The 17,401-nt window shown below is 64.5% G+C and carries 5 protein-coding genes; 4 read left to right on the top strand and 1 reads right to left on the bottom strand.

The genetic code is table 11. The annotated features are described in order from the left end of the window. The first annotated feature begins 543 nt into the window (after positions 1 to 543). The 4 genes from Q8Q80_RS15940 (at position 544) to Q8Q80_RS15925 (ending at position 16,299) form a co-directional block, all read left to right on the top strand. A complete protein-coding gene (locus Q8Q80_RS15940) occupies positions 544 to 1,377 on the top strand; it encodes a PEP-CTERM sorting domain-containing protein (RefSeq protein WP_305633867.1) in 834 nt (277 codons plus the stop codon). Positions 1,378 to 1,439: 62 nt separating this feature from the next. Continuing rightward, positions 1,440 to 2,978 carry a hypothetical protein gene (locus tag Q8Q80_RS15935; RefSeq protein ID WP_305633866.1) on the top strand — a complete coding sequence of 513 codons (1,539 nt, stop codon included), beginning with the start codon at positions 1,440 to 1,442 and terminating at the stop codon, positions 2,976 to 2,978. Between the two features lie 185 nt (positions 2,979 to 3,163). Continuing rightward, entirely contained in the window at positions 3,164 to 4,717 is a 1,554-nt protein-coding gene (locus Q8Q80_RS15930) for a ShlB/FhaC/HecB family hemolysin secretion/activation protein (protein WP_305633865.1), read from the top strand. Positions 4,718 to 4,875: 158 nt separating this feature from the next. After that, positions 4,876 to 16,299, top strand: a complete 11,424-nt coding sequence (locus Q8Q80_RS15925) for a filamentous haemagglutinin family protein (protein WP_305633864.1) — start codon at positions 4,876 to 4,878, stop codon at positions 16,297 to 16,299. 179 nt (positions 16,300 to 16,478) lie between these two features. Here the strand turns inward: Q8Q80_RS15925 and Q8Q80_RS15920 are convergent, their stop codons facing one another. Then, positions 16,479 to 17,399, bottom strand: coding sequence for a helix-turn-helix transcriptional regulator (locus Q8Q80_RS15920; protein WP_305633863.1), 921 nt, complete (start codon positions 17,397 to 17,399; stop codon positions 16,479 to 16,481). Positions 17,400 to 17,401 lie beyond the last annotated feature (2 nt).

Below are 17,401 nucleotides of genomic sequence, written 5' to 3'. Positions count from 1 at the left end.
GCCGTCCCACGGTCGGCCCCGCATGGCCGACCGGCTCCACGGGCGGCGAGCCGTGCTCGCCGAAACCCCCGCTCCGCCCCCGCAGGAAGTGCCGGCCTGCGGTGACACGACGTCACACATTTTTTCTGATGCACCGCCGCATTCTGCCGGCCTGCTTTACACCGAAAGCACTACCCGCAAATGCCCGTGCAGCCACGCAACTTGTAATAAACCGACGGTTTCAGGCGATTTTCGGCTTCTACGGATCATTCTAAAAACCCTTGTGCAGAAACGATTTCCGGATGCCGGACCATTTTTAATGAGCCGTTCGGACTATGAAACGGCCGCTCGACTGAAACGGTTTCGTCATCTCCACTCGCTAACGTCGCGCCCAGGTCAACGGACGGAATTCTTTACAGCAGATAGTCCGAACGGCTCATTCATTGGCACTGCCCACTTCGGTCGGGTGTAACGCGAGCCCGCCATTCTCGTTCCGCTTCCTCGTGGAGCAGGGCTGTCCGGCGCAAGCCGGATACCACCCACGAACTTTCCTAGGAGATTTACATGTTCAAAACCAAACTGCTGGCAGTCGCTGTTGCGATGACCGCTGTCGCTGGTGTTGCGGAAGCCCGCATCACCAACGGCCAAGGCGCTCCGATCGACGGTAATTCGGAACTCGTGTTCTCGGCATGGGACAGCGTAAACGGCGTCGGCTACACCGCCGATGTTGCGACCACCGACCGTCTGAACAACTTTGTGTCGGCCACGACTTCGACGCTGACGGCGGGCTCGACGATTTCCACCGTCAAGAACACCCCGCTCGACGGCATTTTCCTCGACGTCGCGCTGCCCTCTTTCGCGTCCTTCCTGTCGAAGTCCAGCGGCTCCGTCATGTGGAACCTGATGGCCGGTGATTCCGCCGGTACGGACCGCTTCCTCGTTACTTTCTCGGTTGATACTGCTGGTGCGATCAATTTCGCAGCCTTCAATGATATCGGTACCCGGTTTGATTCCTATATCGGTGCGGTCAATGGCAAGGGTACGCACGCGGGTACGAACGATGCGTTCGACGGGTATGCAGAAACCGTCGTTGCCGACGGTGTTGCATACGCCGGCAATCTTGGTGTGAATCTTGGCGGTGTTGCCGGCTTCAACGGCTCGACCGCAGCTGCGCTCGGCGAATCGATGGACCTGAACGTGTTCTACGGCTCGTCGTCGATCGCACCGACCGCAAAGTCCTTCGTGACCAAGGAAGGCCTGCAGATCGTCGCCCGCACCTATATGGCGGACGACGGCTATCGCCTGCAGATTTCGGCCGTGCCGGAACCCGAAACCTACGCCATGCTGCTTGCTGGTCTTGGCTTGATCGGTGCGGTCGCCCGCCGTCGTCGCGCCTGATTGCGCACCTGTCTGAATCCGGCGGGTGCGTCTGCACTCGCCTCACCTGAAAGGATGTCTGAATGAAAATCAAAGCTCTCGTCGCCGGGTGCGCCGTTGCCTTCGCCGGCATGTCCGCCCACGCCGCCTCGGTCGATCTGACCGGCTACACCAAGATCTACCTGACCGGTGCCACGGCACCGGACAACTTCCTGGCCGACCTGACGAACCAGATGCTCGATAACGTGGTTGAGTACCGCAACCGCGCCACCAATGCGCAAGGCGTTGAAATCAGCGGCACTGACTTCCGCGCCTTCATCGGCACGGCCAAGGCCGGCATTCCGGGCGTTACCGCAGGCACGCCGGTTGCGTTCTTCAAGCGCTCGAAGGGTGGGTCGGTGTGGGGTGTAGACCCGGTGGCCCGTGCCCAGCGCATCCAGTCGCTGAATATGGACGACTGCGATCTGGGTACCCGTCGTTGTGGCCTCAAGGGTATCGATCCGGGCGTCGAAAACCACGAAGATCCGAGCCTGAACAACGGTGAAATTTCCGACTTCGGCGTGTCCGACGTCGAGCCGCGCATGTTCCGCGAGCCGTTCAACACCGAAAACGGCCAGCCCGAACTGACCGACGCCGAACGTGGCGTGTTCGCGAACTTCGCGGTCAATGCGCTGATGTTCGGTCAGGTGGCCACCAATGCCGTGCCGGCAACGACCTCGTTGAGCCGCACCACCTACGGCTCGATGCTGCAGGGTCTGATCCGCAACTGGGACCAGGTCGATGGTACCAACGCCGGTGTCATCGTGTGTCGCCGCGTCAATGGTTCCGGCACACAGACCAGCTACAACGCCTTCTACGGCAGCTTCCCCTGCACATCGGCGTCCAACGCGGCTGTTGCGCCGGCCGGTATCGCCGACTCGTCGCCGGAAGCCTTCACCGGCAATGGCGACGGCAGCGAAACCGACCCGTTTGAGATCGACCCGAGCGTGCTTGACGAGAATGGCAAGCCGGCCTATGTCGTGATCGAGAACTCCGGTTCCGGCGATGTGCGCAAGTGTCTGTTCGCAGCCCAGAACCACGCCGATTTCAAGACCAAGGGGTCGAACGATTTCTGGTATCGCGTCCGCTTCGACCGCTCGCCGACGCCCTTCCGCGCCATCGGCGTGCTGTCGCTGGACAGCTACGGCCGTGAGAACCATGCGACCGAAGGCGGCTGGACCTTCCGCAACATGGACGGCGCCGGTGTATTCACACCGTCGAGCCAGACCTCGTCGGCCGGTGCGACGGGTATCGCTCCGTCGAAGCAGAACCTGCTCGACGGCAAGTGGGACTTCACCTACGAACTGTCGATGCAGTACCGCAACGATGCCGTGACGAACGACGTGGGCGACCCGGTGCCGTCAATGAATGATCCGGTGAATGCCACGAAGAAGTCCTTCATCGCCGAGTTCATCAAGCGTGCCGGCAGCACGACCTATACCGGCAACGACGGCGGCAACTTCACTTCGGTGCCGAACGCCTACGCCACGCTGCCGACGATCGGCGATTACACCACCAAGCCGGCTTACGTCACGAAGTTCTCGCGCGGCGGCAATTCGTGCTCGCCGATGCGTCGCTTCTGATCGGATGCAGCACCCGGGTGCCCGCTTCGGCGGGTGCCTTCAGCAGGCGAGCCCGGTGACGGGCTCGCTTTTTTTCGGATGGTAGCGGCCGGCAGGGATGAGGTCGCCCTGCAGCTGGAACGGATGATCGAGTGAATCGCGTTTCACGATGGTTGGGTTGTGCAGCGGTGTGCGGCGCCCTGTTATTGGGTGGCCCCTGCGCGTGGGCGCAAGGCGCCACGCAGCACTTCGATATTTTCGAGTACGAAATCGATGGCAACACGGTGTTGTCCGAAGATCCGATTGAGCGGGCGGTGTACCCCTTTCTCGGCGAGCGGCGCACGGTAGCCGATGTCGATGGCGCGCGCGCGGCGCTTGAAAAGGCCTATCACGACGCCGGCTTTCTGACGGTCAGTGTCGAGGTGCCGGAACAGAAGGTGGATGAGGGACTGGTACGACTGCGCGTGGTCGAAGGGCGCATACAGCGCACCCGCGTGGCGGGTGCCGAATACACACTGCCGTCACGGATCAAGGAAGGCACGCCGTCGATGGGTGAGGGAACCGTGCCCAACTTCAACGAGGTGCAGGAGGATCTCGGGCGTCTGGCGCGTAATCCCGACATGCAGGTGACCCCGCTGCTGCGTTCGGGCCGCAACCCCGGCAGCGTCGAGATGGAACTGGCGATCGAAGACAAGTCACCGCTGCACGGCAGCGTTGAACTGAACAACAAGCAGAGCGCCGACACCAAGACCGGGCGCATCGAAGCATCGCTGCGCTACGACAACCTTTGGCAGCGCCGCCATTCCCTCGGTGTCAGCTGGTTCGTGTCGCCGCGCAACCGTGACGATGTGGAAGTCTGGGCGCTGAACTATTCGATGCCGGTGGGGCAGGACGCCACGTTGGCGGCGTATGCCGTCAACAGTGACAGTGACGTACCGACCGTGTTCGGCACGCAGTCACTCGGTCGGGGCAGCACGGTCGGCCTGCGATGGGTGAAACCCCTCCCGATGCGTGGCGGCCTCTTCCATTCGGTGGTGCTCGGCGGAGACTACAAGGACAACAAACAGGATACGCGGCTGTTCGGTGGCGTATTCAATCTGAGTCAGCCGGTTCGTTACGCGACGCTGGCGGCCAACTGGAATGGCTCGCTGGTCGACGTGGGTAGCGAGTGGCGTTTCGGGGCGGGGCTCACGCTGGGCATGGAGGCTTTCAACGCACGCTCGATCAACTGCAACGGTGTGGTCGTCGATCAGTTCGAGTGCCGGCGCCCTGGCGCCACGCCCAGTTTCTCCGTGCTTCGCCTGGACCTGCAGCACACGAGGCAGCTGATGGCCGGCTTCAGCGCCTTTGCGCGGATCGACCTTCAGCGCACGGGCTCGCCGCTGGTCAACACCGAGCAATTCGCCGCCGGGGGGATTGATTCGGTGCGTGGCTATCTCGAAAGCGAGCGTATCGGTGACATGGGTACGCGCGCCAGCGTCGAATTGCGCGCACCTCGGGTGGCGTTTGCCGATGGGCGCATCGGACTGATCGCGCTTGCTTTCTATGACTGGGCGACAGTGCGCATTCGCGAACCTCTGCCCGGGCAGACCGGGCGCGCATTGATGGCCGGTGCAGGCATCGGGCTGCGCTTCGACATCGCACAGGCCTTCAGCGGAGAGCTGATGTGGGCGCATGCCCTGCATGACGGCGCCGATGGCCCCGGACGAACCCTTGATGGTGACAATCGCGCGGTGCTGCGCATCAAGTACGTGTTCTGAGTGCCGGCGGAGGGTGGCCCGGTTCGCGGGCGCCCGCAGTTAACGATTGTTTAGCGGCTGGTTGCGCATGCAAGCCACGAACGCAACCAGCCGGTCATGTTGGGTGGGCATCGTGAAGACGTTTGTCTGACCGGCGCCACAGCAGCAGGAGCATAGCCATGAACCGCAATCGATATCGTCTGAAATTCAATGATCTGACCGGCTGCTGGGTGCCTGTCGCCGAGCACATGCGTGCGCGCGGCAAGCGCGGCCGTTGCGCCACGCTGCGCGTACTGGCAGGCGCGATGGCGGCCGCGTTCTCGCTCGGCGTCTCTGCCAATGGCCCCTTGCCTGTTGCGGCAGGCACGTTCATTGCGCCCAATTCTCCCGGCATGGCAGCGGCACCCGTGGTGAATGGCTCGACGATGACGATCACGCAGACCACGGCGGCGCCGGTGGTGATGCAGTGGAACAGTTTCAGCGTCGACCAGGGACATGCGGTGCGTTTCGTGCAGCCCGATGTCACGTCGCGTGCGATCAACGTCGTGCTGCCGGGCGGGCCACGCAGTGACATTTACGGCAGCATCCAGGCCAACGGTCAGGTGTTCCTCTTCAATCAGGCCGGTGTGCTGTTCGGGCCGAATGCCGTGGTCGATGTCGGCGGACTTGTCGCATCGTCGCTCCGACTGAATGACGAACTGATCAACCGCTCGCTGTCGGCGCTGGGCGTCACCGGTGCGGCACTGAGCGGCGATGCCTCGGCGGGCGACGTGATGGTGCAGGCTGGAGCACGCATCATCGCGGCCGACAATGGCCGCATCGTTCTCGCTGCACCGCGTGTGTCCAACGCCGGCACGTTGCAGGCGAACCAGGGGCAGGTGCTGCTGGCAGCCGGCGAGAAGGTCTATCTGGCGGACTCGCTGGATTCCCGGCTGCGTGGGTTGTTGATCGAAGTCGACAATGGCGGCACCGTGAGCAATGAGGTCGCGGGCAAGCTGGTGGCCGAACGCGGCAACATCACGCTGGCCGGGCTCAACGTGAACCAGCTCGGATCGGCGCGCACCACGACCAGCGTCACGCTGAACGGCTCCATCCACCTGAATGCACGCGACACCATGGTCGCGCGCACCGTCACTACGGCGACGGGCGACGTGCAGGTGCCCGGTTTTTCGCGTACGGGTGATGTCAGGCTGGGTAGCGCGAGCACGACTTCGGTGCTGCCGGAAGACACCTACGATGCCAATGGCAATGTGCTCACCTTGCGCGACGACGTGGCGTTCAATCCGTCTGAAATCAGGGTGAACGGTCATCGTGTGTCGCTCGACGGCAAGGACAGTGGCGGAAACGGTGCGCACATCCTGGCACCGGCTGCGAACGTGGCCGTGACTGCGCTGGCGCGCGACGGTGAAGCCGGGCGCGTCGTGCTGGGCGATGGCGTATCCATCGACGTATCGGGCATCGAAGGCGTGGCCGTTGATGCAGGCCGCAACATTGTTCAGATCGAACTGCGCAGCAATGAACTGAAGGACTCGCCGCTGCAGCGGGACCCGGCGTATGGCCGGCTGGTCGATGGCAAGGCAGTCGGTATGTTGTCGGGCAAGAAAATATGGGTCGATGTGATGAACGGCATCGATCCGGCGACCGGCGCGCCGCTTGCTGACGTGTCCGGCTACCGCGCAGGCATTTCGCGCAGCGTTTCGGAGTTGTCAGCCGTTGGCGGCAGCATTGCGCTGCAGGCAGAGGGCGATGTGCTCGTATCGGGTGGTGCGACCCTCGACATTTCGGGCGGCAGCGTCGTCTATCAGGCCGGCAGCATTAACGAGTCGCGCCTCGAAATGGTGGGAGGCACCAGCGTGAAGGCGAATTCGGCATCGGCTGATGTGCGCTACACCGGTAACGTCCTCGATTCGACCCGGCAGGTGGCGGCACGCACGGTGGGCAGCGATGCCGGCACGCTTACCGTAAGCGGCGCACACGTTGCGCTCGACGGTCGGGTGAATGCCGCGACCGTCAACGGCCAGCTACAACGAGACAGCGCTGCGGTACGCGCCGCATTGCATGAGCTCACCCTTGCTTCAAGTGCCGGCTCGGCCGTTGTTGATCGCTACAACGCGCTGCTGACCGAGCGCGAGCGCCAGCAGTTCCAGTCGGAAAACCGCCGCTTCTTTGAGCAAAAGGGGCGGTTGAACGTGGACGAATCTTCGCGCTCCCAGGGTGGAACGCTGCGCGTCACCGGGGATCTGGACGGCACCACCTTGCTGGCGCCCGTGGGCGATGTGCGCTTCGTGACCACGGCGCCAGCACGCAGCTTCGATATGGCGTCGAGCGCGCCGGACGAACTGTTGCTGTCCGCCGGGCTGTTCGCCGGCGGTATCGATCATCTGTCACTGACATCAAGCGGCCACGTCGTGCTGCCCGATGACGTCCGTATATCGGCCGCTGCCGGCTCCAGCATTACCCTGACTGCACGCGAGATTGACCTTTACGGCGATGTCCGGCTGCCCGGTGGCGAATTCGTCGCGCACACCGTTGACGTGAATGGTGCCAGCGGCAATGCCGCAACCCGCGATATCGTTGTCGGCGCTGGCGCCAGCATCGATGTGTCGGGGGCATGGACCAACGATCGCGTTTCGCGTCCCGGCGTGAACAGTCCGCCGATTGTTCGCGCAGACGGAGGACGGATCGAGCTTGTTTCGACATCGGATCTGCAGGTTTCGGGTTCGCTGGACGTATCCGCAGGCGGCTGGATCGATGGCGCGGGTAAGTTTCATCCCGGAGATGCGGGTGAAATCGCACTGGCGAGCGGAAATTCCGGTGCGGCGACCGGTACTGCGCCACAGTCCAGACTGGTGATCGACGGCCAGTTGTCCGGCTACGCGCTCACCGATGGACGGGTGGCGGGGCAGGGCGGTACCTTGAACCTGACCGCTTCGGCGATCGAAATCGTCGATGGCATTGACACGAACACCAGCGCCAGCGGCGTTCTGACCTTGGGCGACGACTGGGTCGGCTCCGGCGGGTTTGAGCGATTCAATCTGAGTGCGCGCGGGACGCTCAACGTGCGTACCGGCGCGCATCTGCAGCCACGGCCCTCGGCTCGTCTGATTGATCAGGCGATGCGTGCCACCCCCAGCGGCAGCCTGCTGGCCGGCGCGGGCACACTGAAGCCGCTCGACCTGTGGTTCCGCTCGCCGACTTCGATCGAACTGAGCAGTGCGCTCAGGCCGAATGGCGGTGTGACGGTGGAGCAGGGGGCGTCGATCGAGGTCGACGCGGGCGGGCACATCGCGCTGCGATCCAACGGGAATATCACGCTGGCCGGCACACTGACTGCGCGTGGTGGTTCGGTGGCGCTGAACACCCAGACAGCGGGCAGTGACGAAACGACCCTGATCACCTCGGATCAGATCCATCTGACGGATTCAGCCCTGATCGACGTGTCAGGCACCGTGTTCTATAACCCCTTGCAACTGGCTGCCGGGCGGTATGTCGGTAAGCTGCTTGGCGGCGGCGTTGTCGATATCGATGCCGGGCGAGGCTTCATCGTTGCCCGAGCGGGTGCGAAGGTGCGGGCCGACGGTGCCGTTGCGCCGCTCGATCTGGTGCTGCGCTCTGGTACTGCGGCGGTACGCAGCAACGTTGCGAGCACGGGTGGCGACATCAGCATTTCTGCACGTGAAGGCGTCATGTGGGATGCCGGTCTGAGCGCACGCGGCGGTGACTCGAGCGTGGCCGGTGGGTCGCTGGTGTTCGCACTCACCAAGCCGGTCGGCGATGACTGGCAAAGCACCGATGACTCCTTGTACGTGGGCCAGACCACACTGGGAAATCCGGCGCTGAGTACGGTGATCAATGCGGCGCCCCGCATCGTTGTCAGCGACGATGATGCGGCGGGATCGGCTTCCATCGCTGCCGGCGGACGTGTTCCGGTGACCGGCAATGTCGGTGTTGCACGCATTGCGGCCGACCTGATCTCGGCGGGTGGCTTTTCCGATCTCACCCTGCGCAGCAATCGGCTGGTCGAGTTTTCGGAAAGTGTCGACCTGAGCTTGCCCGGTCAGTTGCAGATCGATGCGTTCAACGTGCGCGGTCTGGCCGATGCGAACGTCAACCTGAGCGCGGCGTATGTCCTGCTTGGGCCGCAGGCAGCGTCCAACCGTCCGTTGCCGCCCACTGCGACCGGACTTGGCAAGCTGTCGGTACAGGCGGAACAGATCATGCTGCGCGGGCGCAGCTTCATCGACGGGTTCGATCAGGTGCTGCTGTCCGCCGCCGGCGACATTCAGGCGACCGGTGCGCTGGAGCGTGTGAGCAGTCAGCTTGACGCGGCTATCGAACTGCGTGGCGGCCTGGCAACGAACGCCGACCTGACGCTGCGTGCGGCACAGGTCTATCCGACTTCGGGCAGCGCGTTCGACATTGAACTGCGCAACCGGCCGGATGGTGTGCTGCGCATCGAATCCAGCGGTCGCACGCCTGGTGTGGCGTTGTCGGCTTATGGCGACCTCGAACTCGTGGCACCGCATATCGAGCAGGCGGGCTATCTGAGGGCGCCGATGGGCAGCCTGTTGCTGGTGGCGGCGCGCATTGACGACACCGCAGGTGTGAATGACAGCAGCGTGTTGCGTCAGGCCTTTTCCGGAAGTACGGTCACCTTGCTGTCCGGCAGCATCACTTCGGTCGCCGGAGATGATGTGGTGGTGCCCTTCGGCACGACGACAACCTCAGGCCGCGAATGGATTTTCAGTCCGGGCGTGGTGAACAACATCGAGTCGGCACCGGATAAACGCGTTCGACTGGAAGCTGACAATGTAGTGACCTCGGCCGGCTCGCTGGTCGACCTGTCGGGCAGGGGTGATGTCAGTGCGGCCGAGTGGATTCCTGGTCCAGGCGGGTCAACCGATGTGTTGGCACCGGTCGATGGCCTGCAGCGTTATGCAGTCGTGCCGATGGTGAGCGCGGGTTCGGTCCCGTATGACCCGACGCTGTGGGCCGAAAGCGGAATCGAGCAGGGCGCCACGATAGAACTACTGACCGCAGCAGGCGGACTGCCGGCCGGAAAATATGTACTTTTGCCGGCCCGCTACGGCCTGATGGAGGGCGCTTTTGTGCTGACCGTGCGCAGCGCGGCCGGCGAATTTGACGCTGCGGCTTCACGTCAGCAGGTCGATGGGACCCAATTGGTGGCGGCACGTATCGGTCGTACGCTTTCAGGCGACACCTTTGCGGCCGCAGCGCCGGCGCTTGCTGTCGAGGTCTGGAATGGCGCGCAGACACGGTTACGTTCCGAATACATTGAAACCCAGGGCAGTGAGTTCTTCGATACGGACGGCGGCGCGCGCTTCGCCGACGCCGGGCGCCTGCAACTGCTTGCGCAAACCAGCCTCACTTTGGCCGGGAGCCTCGGTACGGCTGCCGGCACCGATTCGCTGGGGCGCCGCGGCGCCGGTGCGCAGATCGACGTGTCGGGCACGAAACTGGCGGTGGTCGGAGGCGGCGCATCGGCCGCTGATTCGGAGCTGGCGGTGGATGTTGCCACGCTGAATGCGCTTGGGGCAGACAGCGTATTGCTCGGTGGCACGCGGGCGCGCGCCGCGGACGGCAGCTGGGTGCTCGCGGATCTGAGCGATCAGGTCAGGGTGGCGACGGGCGACGGTGAAGCACTGCGTGCGCCCGAACTGCTGTTCGCTGCGACCGATCGCATTGAAGTCGCTGCCGGCAGCCGCATCGAAGCGGCGCCCCAATCCGGGCGCGGCAACGCTGTGTATCGCGTCGAAGGCAGCGGCGCAGCAGCGGACGGGGCGTTCGTGCGTGTTGCGAGTGCAGGGGAGGCCGCTCTGCTGCGCACGGCGCCGGTGGGCGCACGAGGCGATGTCGTCGTCGGACAGGGCGCAGTGTTGGCCGGACGCCACCTGACGCTCGATGCGACGCGTTCGGTGTCACTTCCTGACAATGATGTGCGGTCGCTCAACCCGGCGGCCGGGGGCAGCCTGAGCTTGTCTGCAGGGCAGCTCGTGCTGGGCGACCCAGTCGGCAACGCGACCGGCCTGGTGTTGCGGCAGGACACGCTGGATGCACTGGCCGCCCTGTCGGTGTTGAATCTGCGCAGCTATGGCGAAATCAGCCTGATCGATTCGGTACGTATCGGTTCGGCCGCCATGAACACTCTTTCACTGGACGCGGCGTCCATCACGGGTCGCGATGGTGCTGCCATAGGTGGTGCGCCGGTCGTTGCCCGCATCGAGGCGAAGAATGTCGCGCTGACGAATTCGTCAGCGGCGACGTCGAATGTTTCTGGCGTGGCCGGTCGTGGCGCACAGCTCGATATCGTCGCCAGCGGCGATATCGAGCTCGGCAGCACGGCAAGTGGCGAGCTCGAAGCTTCGCTTGCCTATGCCGGCTTTGACCAGGTGAACATGCATGCCGGCGACGAGCTGACGGGCAGCGCACGCGGTACTCATGACGTGTCCGGTGCACTCGACATTTCCGCCGCGCGTGTGACGACGGCGACGGCGGCGAAAACGACAGTGCGCGCTGACGGTATTCTGACTGTGCGCGGAGGCGACAGTGCTGCGAGGGCGCCTTCCGGGCTTGCCGGGAAACTGTCTCTGCAGGGGGAGGACGTATCGATCTCGGGTCGCGTGGATATGAATGGTGGCGACATCGAGGTTCGGGCGTTGAGCGGTGACGTCTCCGTCGCTTCGACCGCGCGCCTGAACGCTGATGGTTTCAGCACCAAACTGGGTAGTCAGACTGTCGGTGTAGGCGCTGGCGCGATCACGCTGCGTTCCGACAACGGGAACATTGACCTCGCCTCGGGTGCCAGGGTGAGCGTCGCCGGAAAGGGCGGCGCTGACGCCGGCCTGCTTGCGCTTTCGGCGATCAAGGGTACGGTGGGCTTCGGTGCCACGCTCGATGGTGCGGCCGAGACCGGCGGTGCCGGCGGGGCATTCGTCGCCGACGTCGATACGCTGGGTGGGAACGGGTCGCTCAGCCCGCTTGCGGGTGCTACAGGGAGCTTCACGCAGTCGCGCGCCGTGCGCGTGCGTTCCGGCGACATCAGGCTCGATGACGGGCAAACCATACGTGCCGAGCGCATTGCGCTGGCTGCCGATGATGGTGCCATCACGCTCGCCGGTACGCTGGATGCGTCCGGCAGCGAGGGGGGCGACGTACGTGTTTTCGCGCAAGCCGGCGAACGTGACGGCAGCGGTCGTCTGACGTTGACGGACTCCGCACGGATACTGGCGCGTGGCAGCGTCGGTGATGGCGGTCATGTCGAACTCGGCGTATCGGCTGCCGACACGAGTACGCAGTCGCCGATGCTGTCTCTGGAGGCAGGCAGTCGCATCGATGTGGGCAGCAGTACTGCCGGGGCGGCGGGCGGTGAAGTGGTCTTGCGCGCGCCGCGGTCGGACGACGGTCTTGATCTTGCGCTGCGTGCCGAGGGGGCGCAGATCGACGGTGCGCGCAAGGTGTGGGTGGAGAGCGTCAAGGTCTACGACGGCAATGAAATCACCGCGACGGGCGGCGATGGCAAGGTGAGCTTTACGGTGCCGGTAGTCGGCGCGCGTACGCCTTCGAGCGGCATGATCGGAGCGCTGACCGGGACGTCGGTGATCTACGTCGATGCTGCGGTGCTGTCCAATGTGTCACAGCGAAATTCGGTCAATGCCAATGCGCGCACGACTGCTGAAGAAGCTGCGCGCGTCATTTTCGGTTTGCACCTGAGCGGTGCCGCCGACGGTGATGACTTTGCAGCGCTGACCCGCCTCGATGCTGCCAGCTACCTGGCAGGAACGCTGGCCTATCAGGCTACTCAGGTCACCAGCGACGACAGTCAGGACATCACGATACGAGCCCTGGCACAGTCTGCGATCACGCAGGCGGTCCTGAACGGAGAGGGGGCCGCAGGCGTCGTTGCAGCGGCCCTGTCTGCGTTCAATACCGATCCGGGCAACCCGATGGTTTCCGCGGCGCAGATCGCTGCCGCACGTGAAGCCGTCATCGCAGGAATTGGTGCGAGCAACCCGACCGATGTCGCGCGGAACACCGGCGCAACAGCCACCCGGATACTCGGCAGCGTACGCGCCGCCACCGGTTTGGCGGCCGATCATCCGGCCTTCCTCATGCTGGCCGACAGCCGGGTCAATGATTTGATTGCCATCCCGACGGCGGTCGAACAGACAGCGGCCGCGGCAACTGGAGCAGGCAGCGCCGACGTCGCGCGAGATGCTGCTTTTGTGGCCTATGCCTATAACCGCTTCCAGATGCCGACGACCGTGGCCGCAGCCAGCCGCGAGCAGGTGTATCAGACAGTGGGGGACAGCGTATCGGCCAAGGTAGATGCAATCTGGGCGGGTTCTGCCGTGCTGACCGATACCCGCACCGTGATACAGCACGGCGACCGCATTCTTGCATCCGTCGGGCTCGACCACATGGCAGGCGCCGGCGTGCGCGCGGCCGCCGAGATACGGGCGAATGGTGATCTAGTGGTGAGCCAGGAGCTCAATTTCGGCGAACACGCAATACGTGGCGGGACGTCCGGCAACGCCCAGGTGTATGTGCCCTACTGGCGCGACGGCGAACACGCAGGTTCGCTGACCCTCGCCGCAACCGGCGACGTGCGCATCAATGCGACGATCTCCGACGGTGTGGACCGCTTCAACAACACGCGTACGCGTGTCGGGGCTGACAACAGCAGTTGGTCCATGCGCGTGGTGGCGGGTGCCGATGCAATGGCAGCCGATCCGATGGCGACAGTCGGCAATGCCGGCTCGGTCATTGTCGGCGCCGGCCGGCAGTTGCGTACCGGTGAGGGCCGACTCGAAGTCAGCGCGGCGGCCGACGTGATACTGGGCAGCGCCACCTCGGCCATCTACAGCATCGGTGCGCAGGATGCTGTGCTGGGCGTGCGCTACGGGCAGTTCGGAGGTGACGTGATCGTGAATGCCGGTGGTGATCTGCGCACCGCCGACAATGTTACGGCGGCTCCCGCCGATGTGACGAACTGGCTACGCCGCCAGGCCGCGCTGGCCGCGGATGGCAGCATCCTGCAGGGGCAGGCGCCGGGATGGTGGGCTGATTACGCTCAGTTTGGCCAGGGTGTTGCCACGCTCGGTGGTGGTGATCTTCGCGTGCAGACCGGCGGGAATGTCCGCAATGTCGTCCTTGCCGCAGCAGGTGGCGCACAACTGACCGGAGCAGTGGGCACGCAGGCAGCAGATTCGCCTTTGCGCATGAGTGATGCGGGAGACGTTTCGATACGTAGTGCGGGTGATGTGCTCGATGTCACGCTGATGTCTTCCGCAGGCAATATCGATGTAGATGCCGGCGGTCGGGTCGGTGCTACCGACAGCGGCACGTCCGGCGTGCGCGTATCGATGATGGACAGCATGGTGCGTATCGCAGCCAAGGGCGATGCCGTCGTGGCAGCAGTCAGCAACCCGACCCTCGAAGGCAGCGGAACGCAAGCGTATTTCTCGACGTACAGTGCGCAGTCCTCCCTTGGCATCACCTCGCTTGGCGGAGATGCGTTCCTCGGCGGAGGCGGAAAACTCCCGGCATCGCTTTCGCTGGTGTCGGTGTCCGGCGGAGCCGGCGTTGCGGGTGGCGTCATGCATCCGTCGGCGCGCGGGGCACTCGATGTGCTGGCGCTGAAGGATGTAGATTTCAACGCGACACTGGTGATGTCCGATGTTGCACCGTCCGCGTTGCCATCAATCCGCAAGCCGGTGAACACGACGGGCGATCGCGATGCGCTCTATCAGGTCGGCGAGTTCTCGGGCGCCGGCCGTCACGACCCCGATCTGCTGGCTGCCCGTGGTGATCGTCGCGTGCATGTAGTGTCGGCGACCGGCGATGTGAATGGCCCCGATTCGAGCAGCCCGTCGGGCGTGTTCAACGCACTCGTGTCGCCGATTCCGGTAACGATCAGCGCAGCGCGCGATATTCGCGATTTCGGGCTCAGGGTGGATCACCCGACAGCCGACTCGAGTTCGCTCATTTCAGCCGGACGCGATGTCATTTTCTCCACCACCACGAGTTCGCCCGGCGGGCCTCTGATCGACAACGAGGGCGAAGGCATCGTCATCGGGGGGGGCGGCGAATTGTTGATCGCTGCCGGCCGCGATGTCGTGCTGGCGAACTCCTACGGCATCGTGTCGCGCGGCAACTACGACAACCCGTATCTGCCTGCATCGGCGTCAGCCATCCAGGTGCTTGCTGGCACTTCGGTGATCGACTATGAGGCGCTCCTTGCGTACGCCCGTCCCGGCACGGCAGTTGGCGACGACAGTTTCGATCGGAGTCTGCAGGCATTGCTCGCGGCCGAAGGCACCTCTCTGGATGCCGTACTGGCTGACGAACAGAACGCCGGATTGGTCAGCGCCCGGGAAAGAGGTCGGGCCGACCTGGCGAAGTGGTTTGCCGCCTGGGACGAAGCGCTGCTTGGCGCGATGAGGACACGCAGCGATGACCCGTCGATGAGTATGGAAGGCGCACGTTCGCTGTTCGCGACTCTGTCGCAGGATGAACGTACAACCTTCATGAACAGTCAGCGCGTTGCGCTGAACGAAGTGCTGTTTGCTTCGCTGCGCTATGTCGGGCGAGCGGGCGTTGCGCTGGGTCTTGGCCCAACGAGTTATGCCGCTGGCTTCCAGCTGATGGAGAAGGTGTTCCCGTACGAAGCGCAGACCGTCGACGGCGAGGTGGTGAAGACGGAGGTGAACGGTATCAACTACCCGCAAAGCGCCAGCGGCGGAGGCAGCATTGATTTGTTCCGCAGCCAGATCAAGACTGAGCAGGATGTGCAGAACGTGTGGTCGTTGCGCGAACTGGCCGATCCGTCGATTCCCGCGTCAGCCAAGCAGTACGCGTCGGCGATTGCGCTGTTCGCGCCGTTCGGCAGCGTGAATATCGGCTTGCCTTCGGGCAGTGGCGGCGATGCATCGCGTTCCGGTGTCGTCGTGGTGGGCAAGGGCAACATCGACGTCATCGCGCGCGACGATATCCAGGTCGGCGTGTCGCGGGTGTTCACGCTGGACGGCGGTTCGATACAGCAGTGGAGCAGCTTCGGCGACCAGGATGCCGGCCGTGGCTCGAAGACGGCCGCTGCCACGCCTCCGCCGCAGTTGCGCGCAGTGGGCGACAGTTTCGTTCTTGACGTCAGTGGGGCGGTATCCGGCTCCGGCATCGGGACGTTGAAAACACGACCGGACACGCGAGAGGGGGATGTCCGTCTCTACGCACCCAACGGGCAGATCGATGCCGGTGACGCAGGCATTCGCGTGAGTGGCAATTTCGAAGTGGGTGCGCAACGAGTGATTGGCGCCGACAACATATCGGTCGGCGGGGCCACCAGCGGTACCGCTGTCAGTGCGCCAGCCGCAGCCCCCGTCAGCGGCGTCAGTACCAACAATAACGAGTCACAGCGTGCGGCGTCAGACCCCGCTGCAACGGCGTCGGGTGGGCGGGAACAGCGGGATCAGAACTCCATCCTGACCGTCGAACTGGTCGGTCTGGGTGAAGATCCGACGGCCTCCGGTTGCGATGACGACAGCAAGGACGAAGACTGCAAGGAACGCGCAACGCGCGCCAACTGACGCGAGCGGCCGCGCGGCTTGCTGCGAGGGCGCCGTTGCGGTGGGCGGTGTTGGGCATCGCTGCGCTCACCCCAACCTACAGGCTGATCACGTGGCGTCTCTCGTGGGTTGGGGACGGGCTGATCACGTGGCTTCCCCCGTTGGTTGGGGTGAGCGCAGCGATGCCCAACAGCAGCGCTTCACCCCGCCTCGGTCGCTGCCGCGCGGAGTTTTCCGAGTGGCGCCAGGTCGTAGCCGCCCAGCCGGGCGGCGAGGTCGGTGCTGTCGGCGCTGGACAGTTCGGCCAGCAATTGCTGCAGCAATGCGCGGAAGTACAGCGTGCGCGGCATGACGAGGTCTAGCGCCTCGCGGCCGAGCGACAGGAAGGGCAGGCCGAATTCGCCGGCGGCGGCGCGCGTGCCGGGGGCGCAATCGCCGGCACCGCTGGCCACCATGAAGGCGGCTTCGCGTTCGGTGGCGGCGGATTGCGTCAGTGCCGGCAGCGCGAGGCCGGCCGCGGTGCACGCCTGCACGAAGAAGTGCTGCGATCCGGCGCCGCTGCCGCGCTGGATGATTTTCGGCTGGCGGGCCAGCAAGTCGGCGAGCGTGGCGACCGGGGCGGTCGTGCGCGACAGCATGACGCCCTGTTCGCGCAGCGCAAGCTGCACCATGACCCAGCCCGAACTGCCGATGTATTCGCGCAGCAGCAGCGCATGCCGGCGCGTGGCGTGCTGCGCATCGCCCCAGTGGATCGGGCAGGCGTTGGCGCGTCGCTGGGCGAGCAGCGCAAGCCCCTTGCGCGTGCCGCACGGACTGTAGGCAATCAGCGTGCCGTCGTCGGCACGCTGCGCCAGCCGCGCGATGCTGTGCGCCAGCCAGGGGTCGTCGCTGCCGGCGATCAGCAGGCGGTCGGCCAGCACGCCGCCGTGCGTCGATTCGAGCAGCCAGTCGTCCAGCAGCGCGCGCGGGAACAGCCACTTGCCGGTCACCTTGGTGGCCGGAATGCCGCCCTCCTGGATCATTGCGTACAGCGTCTTTTCGTTCAGATGCAGATAGGCGGCCGCTTCGCGTGCCGTGAGGTAGGGCGAGGCTTCGCCCGGCTGATCGTCGTCGGCCTGCACCG

Source organism: Methyloversatilis sp. (assembly GCF_030698125.1).
Lineage (GTDB): Bacteria > Pseudomonadota > Gammaproteobacteria > Burkholderiales > Rhodocyclaceae > Methyloversatilis.
Note: the sequence above shows the minus strand (reverse complement) of the source record. Positions and strands in the feature narration are given on the sequence as shown.